Raw genomic sequence first — 14,040 nt, 5'->3', positions numbered from 1 at the left:
GTTTGCGCAGGTCACGGCACTTCTGCGGGAGCCCGCGTGGCGTACACCGTCGAGAGGTTGCCGACGCGGCATCCGCTCTGCAGGACGAGCATGTACGCGACATGGAGAACCGCGGAGACGGCGATGCCGAGGAGGAAGCCGCCGGCATCCGCGGGTGTGAAGCCGCCCGTCAGCGGGACGACGCCCACCCACAGCAGGGTGCTGACGAGCGCGCCGCACCAGAGGAAGGGCAGGCCGAGACGGCTGGTGCCGTGCGCGAGCACGTTCCAGGCGGCGTGGGCGAGGGCGGCCCCGAGGACGAGGAGAACGGCAAGTGGCGACATGACAGACTTTCGGAACCCTGGCATCCGTCGCGGGCGCGACGAACGGGCTCCTCCGGGCTTTTGTCCTGTCAGATGACGGCGGGTCGCCTGTGTCGGAGGCCGTGCCGTGGCGCCGCTCGGACCAGGCGAGCCGCTCAGCCACGTGACTGCGGCGGCCCCGGAACCCTAGGCGCTATCGCTCTCGACGCTACCACCCTGCGCGCGCCGGCGGACTCGACCCAGGTGGCGCAAACCGCGGCCTCGGTCGACCGGATGCCGCCGATTGCGCCACCTGAACGGCGAGGGCCGCAGGCTAGGACTCCTCCGCTCCGGGGCCGGGGCCCGGGCGCACCGCTGCGGTGTCGGCGATGTCGATGCGCGTCACGCCGTCGTGTTCGCTGACCTCGATCCGCGGCGCCGCATCGGCCTCGGTCGAGTGCTCCGCGCGCAACAGCTGGTCGCGGCGCTTCTCGTCAGGAGTCATGTCGGGTGTCGGGTCGGCATCGGTCATGGCCCGATCCTCGCGCGACGGCGTCGCGCGGTGGAGGGGCTTGACAGGGATGCCGATGCATCCCAGCGCTTTGTCGCGATGTGAACGTCAGGGGGCATCAGCCCTCGTGATGGAGGATGTCGCCGGGTTGGCATTCGAGGACGCGACAGATCGCGTCGAGGGTCGAGAACCGGACGGCCTTCGCGCGGCCGTTCTTCAGCACGGCGACGTTCGCGGGGGTGATGCCAACCCTGTCCGCGAACTCGCCGACGCTCATGCCGCGGCGCGCCAGCATGTGGTCGATGGTGATGCGGATGGCCATCACACGACGTCGTCCAGTTCGGCGCGCATCACGATCGCGCCCCGCAGCAGCGACCGGAGAACGAGGGTGATGCAGGCGAGCGCGACGACGGTGAGGCAGGCCACTGCCTGGACGATGCCGAGAAAGGGATTGCCGGCTTGAGCGTTGCTGATCGCGACGACACCCACGATGTCGAGAACCACCGCGCAGAAGAGCGTGGCGACGATGACATCGACCCAGAGCAGCGAGGTTCGAGTCAGCATCGTGCCGGCGTAGATGCGGTGCACGAGCAGCGCGACCATGGCGAGGGCGATGAGGCCGAGGATCGTGACGGAGATCGCGATCGCGAGGAGCGGGTCGCGCAGCTCTGCGTACTCCGGAAGGCTCATCGCGACCCTCGAGGAGAAGCCGGGAAGCAGCGCGATCGCGGCGAGGCCGACGACGAACAGGATGCCCAGGAACACCTGGGTGGTGATGACGAGTCCGAGTGCGGGGCGCGGAAGATCGAGGTCCATGCATCGATTATCGATAGATTAGCTATCGATAGTCAATAGATCGGCGTGGTCCTCGCGTCACGACACCGCCGACTCGCGGCCGTAGGCCTCGAGCCAGCGCACGCACGCCGAGCTCACCATTGAGCTGTCGAACGACTTGATCCAGCGCGGCAGAATCAAGTTGCCGCGGGATGAAGCCGCTGTTCTCATCGAGCGGGAAGAGAGTGAGCTCAACGCGTTCGCCGCCCTTCAGAAAGTCCACGTTCAGCGTTCGAAAGGTCCCCGCCAGTGTGGTGTAGTTTCCGGGCTGGTACCGAACGGGTGGGTCCAACGCCACCGCGATGAGAGACGATCCGCGGCTGTTCCAGAGAGCGAAGCCCTCTTTGGAAACCACTGCCTTCGCCTCCTGGGGTGGGTGGAACCCTCGAGAGACCCGACCAATGTCTCGGAGAACCTGCGACTGGTCCTTCCCGACGCTCACCGGCAGCACGACGGCATCGGGGTACCGCTCGCGCAAAGACATGAGCCCGCGGCGCCGCGAACGCCGCAACGACAACAGGACAAGAATCGTAACGAGGGTTATGAAGAACAGTGCTAGGAGCACCGCGACAACGATCGCGAACGCCCCCAAGTCCCGCCCAGCGCTCGCGCCGACAAAGAGTCGTATCGTCGCAACCGACAACGCGATTCCGGCCGCTGTCCACGCCAATACTTGAGCCGGGCGACGTTTCGAGCCAGTGGTCCGTTTGGGGTTCATTCCCATAGTGACGGCAATCCTCCGATCGCAGCTGCAATTCCAGCGGGAAGCAGCCCAGCCTTCGGAGCGCCACGCAAGAGATCGAGCGTACCGTCAGCAACCCGTGCGTAGCGAAGCAAGCCCAAACCGGGGCCGCTGAGAGTAGCAACGACGCCCAGCCCGCAGTTGAACGAGGTGGGGTAGGCCACGCAGTCGATAACGGTCGCCGCACCGCCTGCGACGGTTGACGTGCCGATCGTCGAGCCGTCTATGCGACGAAAGTCGGTACTACTTGGGAGCAGGCAGGTCGAAGCTCTTTCGTCGCTTCGCGCCTCAGACTCTAGGTCGACACGGCCGACTCGCGGCCGTAGGCCTCGAGCCAGCGCAGCCACACCTCGCTGAGCGTGGGGTAGGCCGGAACCGCGTGCCACAGCCGGTGCAGCGGGACCTCGCCCACGACCGCGATCGTCGCCGCGTGGAGCATCTCCCCGGCATCCTCCCCCACGAACGTCGCCCCGACGAGCACACCGCGGTCCTCGTCGACGACGGCGCGCGCCTGGCCGCGGTAGTGCGCGGCTCGGGTGCTGGCGCCGGCGATCTGCGCGAGGTCGACATCGAGCGCGCGGACGCGGATGCCGCGCTCCTCCGCCTGCGCCGCCGTGAGCCCGACCGCGGCGACCTCCGGTGCGGTGAACACCACCTGCGGAACGGCGTCGTGGTCGGCGGTCGCCACGTGCGCGCCCCACGGCGCGTCGTCGACCTCGCCGCCGTGCGCGCGGACCGCGATCACGTCGCCGGCGGCCCGCGCCTGGTACTTGCCCTGGTGGGTCAGCAGCGCCCGGTGCGTGACGTCACCGACGCCATAGAGCCACGCGCTGCCGCGCACCCGCAGCGTGTCGTCGACGTCGAGCCAGGCGCCCGGCTCCAGCCCGACCGCCTCGAGTCCGAGGTCGCCGGTGCGCGGCACCCGACCGGTCGCGACGAGGATCTCGGATGCGGTGACGCTCTCCCCCTCCGACAGATCGACCCGCACGCGGCCATCGTCCTCGCGCACCACCGCCGTCACCTGGGCATCGGTGCGCACGTCGACGCCCGCCGCACGCAGCGAATCCGTCACGAACTCCCCCGCGAACGGCTCGACGCCGTGCAGCAGGGCGGAGCGCGCGAGCACCGTCACGGCGACGCCGAACGACGCGTACGCCGTGGCCATCTCGCACGCGACGACGCCGCCGCCGAGGATCACGAGCGACTCCGGCATCTGCTGCACGGCCGTCGCCTCCCGCGACGTCCACGGCCGCGCGTCGGCGAGGCCGGGGATGTCCGGCAGCAGCGCCGCCGAGCCGGTGCAGACCGCGACCGCGTACCGGGCGCGGAGGCGTGCGGCATCCGCACCGTCGCGCGCGACCGTCACCTCGCGCTCGCCGGTCAGCCGCCCGTGTCCGCGGACGAGCTCGATCCCGGCATCCTGCAGCCACTGCACCTGCCCGGCGTCGTTCCACTCGTGCACGATCTCGTCGCGGCGGCGCAGCACGGCCGCCACGTCGACGCGGCGCGGGCCGGATGCCGCCGGCAGCGCTCCCGGCGCGTCGACGGCCGCGGCGAGCGCCGCCCCGGCGCGCAGCAGCGTCTTGGACGGCATGCACGCCCAGTACGAGCACTCCCCGCCGACGAGCTCGCTCTCCACGATCGCCACCGACAGCCCGCCCTGCACCGCCCGGTCGGCGACGTTCTCGCCGACGGGGCCGGCTCCGATGACAATGAGGTCGTACTCTGCAGCATCCATGCGCCCAGCCTTACCCGAGTGTGACGGCGTGTGCCAACCCCCTGGGCGATGTCGGAAGCATGTGGTTGGGTGGAGAATCCGACCCGGAGGACGTATGGCGATCGAGTTCCGCTCCGTCACGAAGCGCTTCGCTGACGGCACCGTCGCGGTGGACGATTTCAGTCTCGTGCTGCCCGCGCACAAGACCACGGTGTTCGTGGGATCCTCAGGCTGCGGCAAGACGACGCTGCTGCGCATGATCAACCGGCTCATCGAGCCGACGAGCGGAGACATCACGATCGACGGCGAGTCGATCACGGGTCGCGACCCGGTGAAGCTGCGCCGCGGCATCGGCTATGTGCTGCAGAATGCCGGACTGCTCCCGCATTTCAGCGTCATCGACAACGTCGCCACCGTCCCGGTGCTGAACGGGGTGCCCAAGAAGCAGGCCCGCCAGCGCGCCCTCGAGCTGCTCGACATCGTCGGGCTGGACCGCGCGCTCGCCGACCGCTACCCGCGGCAGCTCTCCGGAGGCCAGCAGCAGCGCGTCGGCGTCGCGCGTGCCCTCGCGGCCGACCCCAACATCCTCCTCATGGACGAGCCGTTCGGCGCCGTCGACCCGATCGTCCGCAAAGAGCTGCAGACCGAGACGCGGCGCCTGCAGCGCGACCTCGACAAGACCGTCGTGTTCGTCACGCACGACATCGACGAGGCGTTCCTGCTCGGCGACCAGGTCGTGATCCTCGAGAAGGGCGCCCGGATCGCGCAGGTAGGCACGCCCGACGAGATCATCGAGAACCCCGCGAGCCCATTCGTCGCCCAGTTCATCGGCGCCGAGCGCGGCGCCCGAGCCCTCTCACTCAAGCGCACCGACCACGGCACCATCGTGGTCGACGCGACGGGTCGCGCACAGGGTGTGTTGACGGATGCCGGGGCATCCGCCGCGGAGGGCAGCGCGTGAGCTGGATCTGGGACAACCTCGACCTGATCTGGCGACTGAGCCTTCCGCATCTGCGGCAGAGCGTCATCCCGATCGTCGTCGGGTTCGTGATCGCGCTGCCTCTGGGTTGGCTCGCGTTCCGCTACACGCGTTGGCGCGGCGCGATCCTGACGACCGTAGGCCTGTTGTACACGATCCCCTCGTTCGGCTTGTTCGCCGTCGTCGCGGCCGCGTTCGGGCTCAGCCTGCGGTCTGAGACGACGCTCATCGTCGCACTGACGATCTACGCCGTCGCGATCATGACGCGCTCGACGACCGACGGGCTCGCGTCGGTCGACCCCGTGACGCGCGAAGCGGCGATCGCGGTCGGCTACGGCGCGTGGCGACGGTTCTGGACGGTCGACCTGCCGCTGGCGGGGCCCGTCCTGCTCGCGGGCCTGCGCGTGACGGCGACCTCGACGATCTCGCTCGTGACGGTCGGCGCGCTGATCGGCGTGCAGAACCTCGGTTACCTGTTCACCGACGGCTCGCAACGCCGCATCATCCCCGAGGTGCTCTCGGGCGTCATCGCGGTCGTCGTGATCGCCCTCGTCGTCGATGTCGTACTGATCGTCCTCGGACGCCTGCTCATGCCGTGGGCACCGCGGCGCGAGAGCCGCCGCGAGCGGCGGGCCATGCAGCGAGTTGCCGTGGAGGTGGTCGCATGAACCTCTTCCTCGACGCCTTCGCCTGGATCTTCTCCCCCGACCGGCTGACGGGGTCGCTGACCTTGCCGACCGCGATCTGGCAGCACCTCGCGTTCACGTTCGGGTCGATCGCGATCGCCGCGGTCATCGCGATCCCGGCGGGCTGGGCGATCGGTCACACCGGCCGCGGTCGCGAGTTCGCCGTCGCGCTCTCGGGTGCCGCCCGGGCGATCCCGACGCTCGGCCTCGTCGTGCTCCTCTACCTCCTGATCGGCGTCGTCTACAAGACGGAGGCGGCCGTCGTCGCGTTCGTCGTGCTCGCGATCCCGTCGATCCTCGCGGGCGCCTACGCCGGATTCGAGGCGATCGACCGCAGCGTCATCAGCGCCGGCCGCGCCGTCGGCATGACCGAGTGGCAGGTCCTCTGGCGCATCGAGGTGCCGCTCGGGCTGACGCTGCTCATCGGGGGCCTGCGCTCGGCGACCCTCCAGGTCGTCGCGACCGTCACGATCGCCGCGTACATCGGCCTCGGCGGCGTCGGCTTCTTCATCCTGCAGGGCATCCCGCTGCGCCGATTCGATCAGGTGCTCGGCGCCTCGATCGTCGTCGTGGTGCTCGCCCTCGTCCTCGACGGACTGTTCGCGCTCCTGCAGCGGTTCGTCGTCCCCCGAGGCGTCACCGCACGCGCGCGTCCCGCGCGCAAGACCCGCACCCGTCCCGTACCCGCCATCACTGCACCCTGAAAGGCATCACCATGACACGCATCCGCTCCCGCCTGACGCTCGCCGCCGGGCTCGCCGCCGTCGCCGCACTCACCCTCAGCGCCTGCGCGTCGGGCGACCCGCTCGACAGCGGTTCGGGCTCGACCGACACCGCGGCATCCGGCACGATCGTCGTCGGCAGCCAGGACTACTACTCGAACGAGATCATCGCCGAGATCTACGCGCAGGCGCTCGAGGGCGCCGGCTTCACCGTCGATCGTCAGTTCCGCATCGGCCAGCGCGACGCGTACATCCCGTCGCTCGAGGACGGCTCGATCCAGCTGTTCCCCGAGTACACCGGCAACCTGCTGCAGTTCTTCGACGCGGACACGACCGCGAGGACGTCCGACGAAGTGTACGCCGCGCTGAAGGATGCCCTGCCCGACGGCCTGACCGTGCTCGACCAGTCGACCGCGACCGACCAGGACTCGTACAACGTGACCGCCGCGTTCGCCGCCGAGCACAACCTGAAGAGCATCGGCGACCTCGCCGGCATCACGCCGCTCGTGCTCGGTGGTGCCCCCGAGCTCGAGGAGCGCCCCTACGGTCCGACGGGCCTGAAGGAGAAGTACGGCGTCGATGTCACCTTCTCGGCGACCGCCGACACGACCGTCGACGAGCTCGTCGCCGGCAACATCCAGGTCGCGAACGTCTACAGCGCCGACCCGCGCATCCAGACGCGGGACCTCGTGACGCTGGAAGACCCCGAGGGCCTGTTCCTCGCATCGAACGTCGTCCCCGTCGTCAGCACGTCGGTCGCCGATGAGATCGCCGACGTGATCAACCCCGTGAGCGCCAAGCTCACGCCGGAGGGCCTCGTCGCCCTCAACGTCGAGTCGACCGTCGACCAGCGCTCGCCCGAGGACATCGCGAAGGACTGGCTCGCCGCCAACAACCTGAACTGATCCGTCGCGGAGGGCCCGGCATCCTTTCGGGGATGCCGGGCCCTCCGCCGTCTGCCGTGGCTGCGCGCGGGGTCGCTGACCCACGCTCGGCGGGTCGCATGTGGTCGGAATCAGCGCCCCATAGCGACCACACGCGACCCCGCGAGCGGGCTGGCGTCACCCGACGAGAGTCAGAAGGCGCGCAGGTTGGCGTGCAGGCCGTCGCCGAGCAGCTCCCGGCGCAGGATGCCGCGGCGACGCAGCACGGGAACGAGCTCGTCCAGGGTGCGGTGGATCGTCACCGGGTGCAGGTCGCCCCACAGCAGCACCCCGTCGTTGCCCCACTCGCCGAGCTCCTCGATGAGGTCGGCGAACTCCTCGGCGGTGCCGACGAAGCCGGAGCGGTCCGAGAGCCGTCCGAGCCGCGCGAGCGCCGTGAGGTGCACCCGCAGCGGCGTCGTGGCCACGTCGCGGTCGCCGGTGAGCCGGCGGATCGACCCGTGCGAGACATGGTCGCCGAAGATCCCGGCATCCAGCGGAGCGTCGAGGTCGAGCGCCGTCAGGTCGGTCTCGAGGTCGCTGGACTGCCGCTGCGCGATGAGGCGCAGCGTCGCGTCCGAGGGGGCGAGGGATGCCGCGACCACCCGGTCGGCCTCCTCGGGCGATGCGACGATCACGGGCTGGATCGCGAACAGGATCTTGATGTCTTCCGGCCGGCGGCCGCGCTCGATCGCGGCGGCGTGGATCTTCGCGCGGTACTCGCGCACGCTCTTCTCGTGCAGCGGCGCCAGCGCGAGCTGGATGTCGGAGTTCGCCCCGGCGAACCCGAGGCCCCGGCCCGACCCTCCCGGCGACGCGATGACGGGCTCACCGGCGGTGAACGGCACGGCGTTCAGCGGTCCGTCGAACGCGAAGTAGTCGCCGCGGTGGGCGGTCGCGTGCAGGCGCGACCCGTCCACGTACACGCCGGAGGCGGCATCCCGCACGAGCGCGCCCTCGTCCCACGACCGCCACAGGGCACGGATGCCGGCGAGCCACTCCTCCGCCCGGTCGTAGGCGGCGTCATGGCCCAGCTGCGGGGCGTCGCCGAAGTGGCGGGCGCTCGCGGTGTCGGTCACGACGTTGAGCCCGAGCCGGTCGCCGCTCAGGTGCTGCAGCGTCGCGAACTGCCGCGCGGCCGTGTACGGCAGGTACGCCGCGGGATTGACGGTCGGGATGACGCCCAGCGCGCGCGTCGCCTGGAACAGGTACGGCGCGAGCAGCAGCGGGTCGTGTTTGGGGCCGCCGAACGCGTGCCGCACCCGCAGGTCGATCGTCTGCGGCGAACCGAGCGAGGGCGCGTCCTCGATCAGGACGAAATCGAAGCCGGCCTGTTCGAGCTCGCGGGCGGACTGCTGGTACAGGTCCGGACGCGTCCAGTCCCAATCCCAGTCGAGGTACGGATGCCCCCACCCGTGCGGTCCGAAGCCGCGCGCGAGGAACCAGCCGAAGTGCTGCAGCCGGGCACCGCTCATGCCACGACCGCGACGGACACGTCGCTGGCCGCGGCGAGCGCGTGCGCGAGGTCGTCGATGAGGTCCGCGGCATCCTCGATCCCGATCGAGACCCGCAGGGTGCCGGGGTGCACGCCGACGGCCGCGCGCTCGGCGTCGCTGAGGAAGGCGTGGGAGGTGGATGCCGGGTGCAGCACGAGGGAGCGCACGTCGCCGAGGTGGGTCATGTGGGTGAAGACCTCGAGCGCCTCGACGAACCGGCGCGCGGTGTCAGCGTCGCCCCGCAGGGTCAGGGTGAACACCGATCCGAAGCCGTCCGGCAGGTCGCGCACGGCGATGTCGTGGTCGGGGTGCGATGGCAGTCCCACGTAGTCGACGCTCTCGACCTCGGGACGGTCCTGCAGCCACTGGGCCACGGCGAGCGCGTTGGCGCTCTGGCGTGCGACGCGCAGGCTGAGCGTTTCGATGCCCTGGCCGATGAGGAAGGCGTTCAGCGGCGACGGGGTGGGGCCGAAGCGCGCCGCGACGGCCTCCCGCGCGTACGCGATGCGCGCATCGCCGCCGGCGCGCTCGAGCAGACTGGGCGTGCCGCCTCGGCCGGGCGCAGCCAGATGCGGGAACAGCTCAGCGGCCCGGGCGGGGTCGAGGCGGCCGCTGTCGACGACCGCCCCGCCGAGCACACTGCCGTGACCGGCGAGGAACTTGCTCGTCGAGTGGATGACCACGTCCGCGCCGAGCTCCAGCGGGCGGATGAGGTACGGCGTCGCGAAGGTGTTGTCGATGACGAGAGGGATGCCGTGGCGTCGCGCGACGTCGGCGAGCGCGGTCGTGTCGATGAGGCGGTTGGCGGCGTTGGAGATGGATTCCGCGAACAGCACCCGGGTCTCGGGTCGGATGGCCGCCTCCCACGCGCCGAGGTCGCGGATGTCGTCGACGAACGTCGTCGTGATGCCGAGCCGTGACAGGTTGTCGCGCAGCAGGCCGCGGGTTCCCTCGTAGATGTGCGCCGACGACACGACGTGCTGCCCCGACTCGAGCAGAGCGAGCAGCGCGACGGACGTCGCCGCCTGGCCGGTCGCCAGCAGCAGCGCCTGCGAGCCGCCTTCCAGGGCGGCCAGGGTGTGCTCGACGGTCTCGATCGTGGGGTTGCCGATGCGCGTGTACGCGTAGCCCTCACCCTGGCCGAAATGGGCGGCGGCCTGCTCGTACTCGTCGAACTCGAATCCGGCGGTCAGGTAGATCGGGGTCGCCCGGGGCGTCGCCGCCGCCTGCGGCGCGCGCTCGTGCACCTGACGCGTCGTGAATCCTCGCCTGCCCATGGCACCCTCCTGTCGGTGTCGCGGCGGCATCCTCACGCCCGACTCGACCATCGTCGCCGGTGGGTCACCGGTCCGACGAATCCCGTGTCGCCGTATGACACGCGGGCAGGCGCTCAGCGCGTCGCGGCGAAGACGAGCGGCACGCCGAGCCACTCGGCGAGGTCCTGCACCTCGGCATCCACCATCTCGCGCTCCTCCGCCTCGAGGTCGGCGATCTCGTGGACGGCGGCGACGACGAGGTTCTCCTTCTTCTTGTCGAGCTCGGCGCCGAGCAGCCCCGCGAACCGGTCGCCGACGAGGATCGGGTGTGCGAAGTACCCGTACACGCGCTGCGCTCTCGGTTTGAACTGCTCGAGGACGTACTCGAAGCCGAACAGCTCGGCCAGCCGCGGGCGGTCGAACAGCATCCCGTCGTAGGGGTTCAGGATCGCGACGCGCCCGCCGGGATCGTCGTCGAGGCTCTCGAGCGCTGCGGGATCGACCCGCCACTTCCACGTCGATCCTTCGACGGATGCCGCGACGCCCGCCGTTCCGACGGGGGTCCACGGCGACTTCTGCCGGGCGATGCCGGCCGCCTGCAGCCGCCGTTCGTCCAGCATCCGCCCCGCCTCGTCGGCGTCGAGCACCGGAACGTCCGCGAAGACGCGCTCGCCGATGTCCCACACTCGCTGACGACCCTCGCGCCCGACGATGCCCACCTCGCCGAGGTACGACAGCAGCTCGAGCATGCGCGGCACCTGGTTCGAGCCGTACCAGCCGGCCTCGTTGCGGTGCGCCACCTGGCTCGTGTCGGGGATCTGCGCCGCGAGCAGGGGGCCGTCGGCGCGCAGGCGCGCGAGCACGTCGGCGCGGAAGCGGGCGTTGGCGGCCATCCACTCCGACGCCTGCGCGCGGAAGACGCGGGCGCGCATGCGCGCCAGATGCGCGGGCAGCAGCGACACCGGCCGGACGTGGCCGTCGTACTCGAACAGCAGTCGGTCCTGCTCGACGGCCTTGCGGAGCTGACCGGGCTCGTACGACCAGCCGATCCGGCTCCACGCGATGGTCTGCTCCGCCGGCGCGATCGTCGCCGTCGGGTCGATCTTGATCGCGCCGATCTGCTCGGCGACCTCGACGACATCTCCCGGGCGCTGCGCGTCGAGCAGCTGCGCCCGCACGGCGATCCGCCGGGCCTCGTCGCGGCTGAGCTCTATGACGGGTTCTTTGGGCGCGGTGCGGCTCATGCGCGCAACGCTACGCCGGGGCGGCGACGCGGGCGACGGCCGGTCGCCGAGGCGTCAGACGGCGGCGAGCGCGGCGAGGGCGTCGCCGCTGAGGCGCTGCGTGGTCCATTCGTCCATCGGCTCCGCGCCCAGCGATCGGTAGAACGCGATCGAGGGGGCGTTCCAGTCGAGCACCGTCCACTCGAAGCGCGCGTAGCCGCGTTCGACGCAGACGGCCGCGAGCGCGCGCATGAGCGCCGTGCCGTGGCCGGCGCCGCGCTCGGCCTCGTCGACGTAGAGGTCTTCGAGCCAGATGCCGTGCCGGCCGGTCCACGTCGAGTACGTGAGGAACCAGATCGCGATCCCCACAATCCGCCCCTCCCGCTCGACGACGTGGGCGAAGGCCCGCGGCTCGGCGCCGAACAGCGTGTCGGCGAGCATCTCGGCGGTGTTCGCCACGGCATCCGGCTCGCGTTCGTAGACGGCGAGCGCGTGGATGAGGGCGAGGATCCCGTCCTCATCGCCCGGGCGCGCCTCACGCAGCACGGCGCCGCCGGCGAGCGCGGCGGTCACGCGTGCACCTGCGGCGACAGGCGGGCGGCGGGTGCGGTCGGGAAGAGTGCAGGCACCGGCCCAGCCTAGACGGCGGGCCGGTGCCGGCCGATTACTGCACCGACCAGCCGCCGTCGCTCGGGAGCACGACGCCGTTGAGGTTCACGCCGTCGTCCGAGAGCAGGAAGGTGATGGATGCCGCGAGCTGCTCCGCCGTGGCCAGGGTCGGGATCGAGGCCTGGAACGGCTGGAGCCGGGCCTTCCCCGCCTCGGACACGTGCGGCGGGAACGGGATGCCGGTGGCGACGCCGCCGGGGGCGACGGCGTTGACGCGGATGCCGTGGGGGCCGTACATGAACGCCGCCGAGCGGGTGAGGCCGATGACGGCGTGCTTGCTCGTCGTATACGCGTTGCCCGAGGCCGAACCGCGCAGGCCCGCCTCGGACGCGATGTTGACGACGGAGCCGGCGCCCGCGGCCATCATCGCGGGCAGGACGGCGCGGGTCAGCTTGAACGCCCCCGTGACGTTGACGCCCATGACCCGGTCCCACATGGCGTCGGTCGTCTCGTGCAGCGGCGAGAAGTCGTCGTTGATGCCTGCGACGTTGGCGAGCGCGTCGATACGCTCCCCGGCCGCCGCGACGATCGCGTCGATGGACTCCTGCTGGGTGATGTCGCCGGCGACCGTGATGACCTCGGCATCCGTCAGCGACGACGCGAACTCCGCCAGTCGGTCGGCCGACACGTCCACGGCGACGACGCGGCCGCCCTCGCGAGCGACGCGGGATGCGGTGGCGCGCCCGATGCCGCTGGCGGCGCCGGTGACGATGACGGTCTTCCCGGCGAAGCGGCCGGGCGTGATCTTCTCGGTCCAGCCGGTCGCGGCCGCTTCGGGCATGACGCCGTCGTTGGCCTTCAGGACGAGGTCGTCGACGACCGACTGCGGCATCTGGCCCTGGCTGAGCGCGACGAGCTGCTGCAGCGGCAGTCCGCGCAGCGGGGCGAGCGAATCCGCCGAGGCGCCCGACGCGGCGAGCAGTCCGCGCACGAGCGGGCCGCCGATCTCGCTGTCGAGCCAGTCGCCGATGGAGCTGGATGCGGTGAGGGGTGTCTTCTCTGACATGGTCGATCTCCTTCGTGAGCCTCGGGACGGGCTCACCTTGTTCAATTCCCTGCCGGGAAAAACTATTCCCGTGCGGGAAATGGTAGCCGAGGGCGATTAGGATCGGCATTGTGCCCGAACCTACGCCTCTACCGCGCCGCGGCCGCGGTGCGCGGGCGGGGCTCGACCTCGACACGATCATCGACGCGGCGCGCGGCATCGCACCGGAGGATCTCACGATGCAGGGTGTCGCCACGCGGCTGGGCGTGGACCGCAAGGCCCTCAACCACTACGTGAGCGACCGCGAGAGCCTTCTCGAACTGCTGGCCATCGACGCATTCCGCACCCGCGTCGCCGCCGACCGCCTCGACCTCGGCGACACCTGGCAGGACGCCTGCCGCGCCTACGCCCGCAGCATGTGGCGAAGCCTCGTGGACGTCGGGCCGTGGCTGCCGTACTTCCGGTTCACGAGCCCCCGCGACCTCGCCATCACCGGACCCGCCGACGTGATCGCCGAGCGCATGCTCGCGGCAGGATTCGCGCCGGTCACCGTGAGCCGGGCGATGCACCTGCTCGTGACGATCTGCCGCGGTTTCGCGCAGGACGCCGTGATCGGCTCCCGCGAGGGCGGCCACCCGCAGGTGGAGGATCTGCGGCAGGCGCTCATGAGCGAGCGCGAGGGCTACGCCGCGCTGCGGACGCTGATCGATGCGCGGGTGGACAACTACGGCGAGGAGCAGTTCGCGTTCGACATCGACGCGTTCCTCGCCGCGATGGAGCGCCTGCGGCCCTGACCTGTCCCCGCCGCCGCCGCCGCTGTTGCTGTTGCTGTCGCCGAGTGCGCCCACTGTGCGCGAGTGCGCCCGTTCTGCGCGCACCAGAACGGGCGCACTGGGCGAGAACGGGCGCACTCGACGCTTGGGCACGGGCGCGCGGGGCGCCGCTCTCCCCGCCGCCGCTGTCCCCGCCGCCGCTGTCCCTGTCCCGGTTGCTGTCTCCGAGTGCGCCCATTGCGC

Annotated in this window: 16 protein-coding genes; 5 read left to right on the top strand and 11 right to left on the bottom strand. The window is 70.8% G+C overall.

What is annotated here, in order from left to right:
• Positions 1-11 precede the first annotated feature (11 nt).
• From JOD60_RS07035 to JOD60_RS07010, 6 genes are all read right to left on the bottom strand, one after another.
• Positions 12-323 carry an EamA family transporter gene (locus JOD60_RS07035; RefSeq protein WP_076689815.1) on the bottom strand — a complete coding sequence of 104 codons (312 nt, stop codon included), beginning with the start codon at positions 321-323 and terminating at the stop codon, positions 12-14.
• Between the two features lie 292 nt (positions 324-615).
• Positions 616-813, bottom strand: a complete 198-nt coding sequence (locus JOD60_RS07030; RefSeq protein ID WP_076689813.1) for a multidrug transporter — start codon at positions 811-813, stop codon at positions 616-618.
• Between the two features lie 97 nt (positions 814-910).
• Entirely contained in the window at positions 911-1,114 is a 204-nt protein-coding gene (locus tag JOD60_RS07025) for a helix-turn-helix domain-containing protein (RefSeq protein ID WP_076689810.1), read from the bottom strand.
• On the bottom strand, positions 1,114-1,608 hold the full coding sequence (locus JOD60_RS07020; protein ID WP_076689806.1) for a DUF2975 domain-containing protein: 495 nt from the start codon (positions 1,606-1,608) through the stop codon (positions 1,114-1,116). Before JOD60_RS07020 ends, JOD60_RS07025 begins: the two co-directional genes overlap by 1 nt.
• 22 nt (positions 1,609-1,630) lie before the next feature.
• The gene (locus tag JOD60_RS07015; protein ID WP_157127882.1) at positions 1,631-2,350 is read right to left on the bottom strand and encodes a hypothetical protein; all 720 of its coding nucleotides are present in this window, start codon (positions 2,348-2,350) and stop codon (positions 1,631-1,633) included.
• Between the two features lie 313 nt (positions 2,351-2,663).
• On the bottom strand, positions 2,664-4,106 hold the full coding sequence (locus JOD60_RS07010; RefSeq protein ID WP_076689802.1) for a dihydrolipoyl dehydrogenase family protein: 1,443 nt from the start codon (positions 4,104-4,106) through the stop codon (positions 2,664-2,666).
• Between the two features lie 94 nt (positions 4,107-4,200).
• Here JOD60_RS07010 and JOD60_RS07005 point away from each other — a divergent pair, with 94 nt between their 5' ends.
• Genes JOD60_RS07005 through JOD60_RS06990 form a run of 4 tightly spaced genes read left to right on the top strand, consistent with a single transcriptional unit; the run spans position 4,201 to position 7,377 of the window.
• A complete protein-coding gene (locus JOD60_RS07005) occupies positions 4,201-5,046 on the top strand; it encodes an ABC transporter ATP-binding protein (protein WP_076689800.1) in 846 nt (281 codons plus the stop codon).
• Entirely contained in the window at positions 5,043-5,732 is a 690-nt protein-coding gene (locus JOD60_RS07000) for an ABC transporter permease (protein WP_076689797.1), read from the top strand. The genes JOD60_RS07005 and JOD60_RS07000 overlap by 4 nt, the downstream gene beginning before the upstream one ends.
• The gene (locus JOD60_RS06995) at positions 5,729-6,454 is read left to right on the top strand and encodes an ABC transporter permease (protein ID WP_076689793.1); all 726 of its coding nucleotides are present in this window, start codon (positions 5,729-5,731) and stop codon (positions 6,452-6,454) included. Before JOD60_RS07000 ends, JOD60_RS06995 begins: the two co-directional genes overlap by 4 nt.
• A gap of 11 nt (positions 6,455-6,465) precedes the next feature.
• Positions 6,466-7,377, top strand: coding sequence for an ABC transporter substrate-binding protein (locus tag JOD60_RS06990; protein WP_076689791.1), 912 nt, complete (start codon positions 6,466-6,468; stop codon positions 7,375-7,377).
• Between the two features lie 170 nt (positions 7,378-7,547).
• Here JOD60_RS06990 and JOD60_RS06985 read toward each other — a convergent pair whose 3' ends face one another.
• The 5 genes from JOD60_RS06985 to JOD60_RS06965 form a co-directional block, all read right to left on the bottom strand.
• On the bottom strand, positions 7,548-8,870 hold the full coding sequence (locus tag JOD60_RS06985; protein ID WP_076689789.1) for an LLM class flavin-dependent oxidoreductase: 1,323 nt from the start codon (positions 8,868-8,870) through the stop codon (positions 7,548-7,550).
• Positions 8,867-10,168, bottom strand: coding sequence for an O-acetylhomoserine aminocarboxypropyltransferase/cysteine synthase family protein (locus JOD60_RS06980; protein ID WP_076689786.1), 1,302 nt, complete (start codon positions 10,166-10,168; stop codon positions 8,867-8,869). Before JOD60_RS06980 ends, JOD60_RS06985 begins: the two co-directional genes overlap by 4 nt.
• Positions 10,169-10,281: 113 nt before the next feature.
• On the bottom strand, positions 10,282-11,391 hold the full coding sequence (locus tag JOD60_RS06975) for a DNA glycosylase AlkZ-like family protein (protein ID WP_076689784.1): 1,110 nt from the start codon (positions 11,389-11,391) through the stop codon (positions 10,282-10,284).
• 54 nt (positions 11,392-11,445) lie between these two features.
• Complete coding sequence (locus JOD60_RS06970) at positions 11,446-11,943, bottom strand: GNAT family N-acetyltransferase (RefSeq protein ID WP_232321715.1); 498 nt, start codon at positions 11,941-11,943, stop codon at positions 11,446-11,448.
• 91 nt (positions 11,944-12,034) lie between these two features.
• Positions 12,035-13,045, bottom strand: a complete 1,011-nt coding sequence (locus JOD60_RS06965) for an SDR family NAD(P)-dependent oxidoreductase (RefSeq protein ID WP_076689782.1) — start codon at positions 13,043-13,045, stop codon at positions 12,035-12,037.
• A 110-nt stretch (positions 13,046-13,155) separates the two neighbouring features.
• On the opposite strand from JOD60_RS06965, the gene JOD60_RS06960 reads away from it, so the two are divergent.
• Complete coding sequence (locus tag JOD60_RS06960; protein WP_076689780.1) at positions 13,156-13,818, top strand: TetR family transcriptional regulator; 663 nt, start codon at positions 13,156-13,158, stop codon at positions 13,816-13,818.
• Positions 13,819-14,040 lie beyond the last annotated feature (222 nt).

The sequence above is a fragment of the Microbacterium aurum genome (genome assembly GCF_016907815.1).
Lineage (GTDB): Bacteria > Actinomycetota > Actinomycetes > Actinomycetales > Microbacteriaceae > Microbacterium > Microbacterium aurum.
Note: the sequence above shows the minus strand (reverse complement) of the source record. Positions and strands in the feature narration are given on the sequence as shown.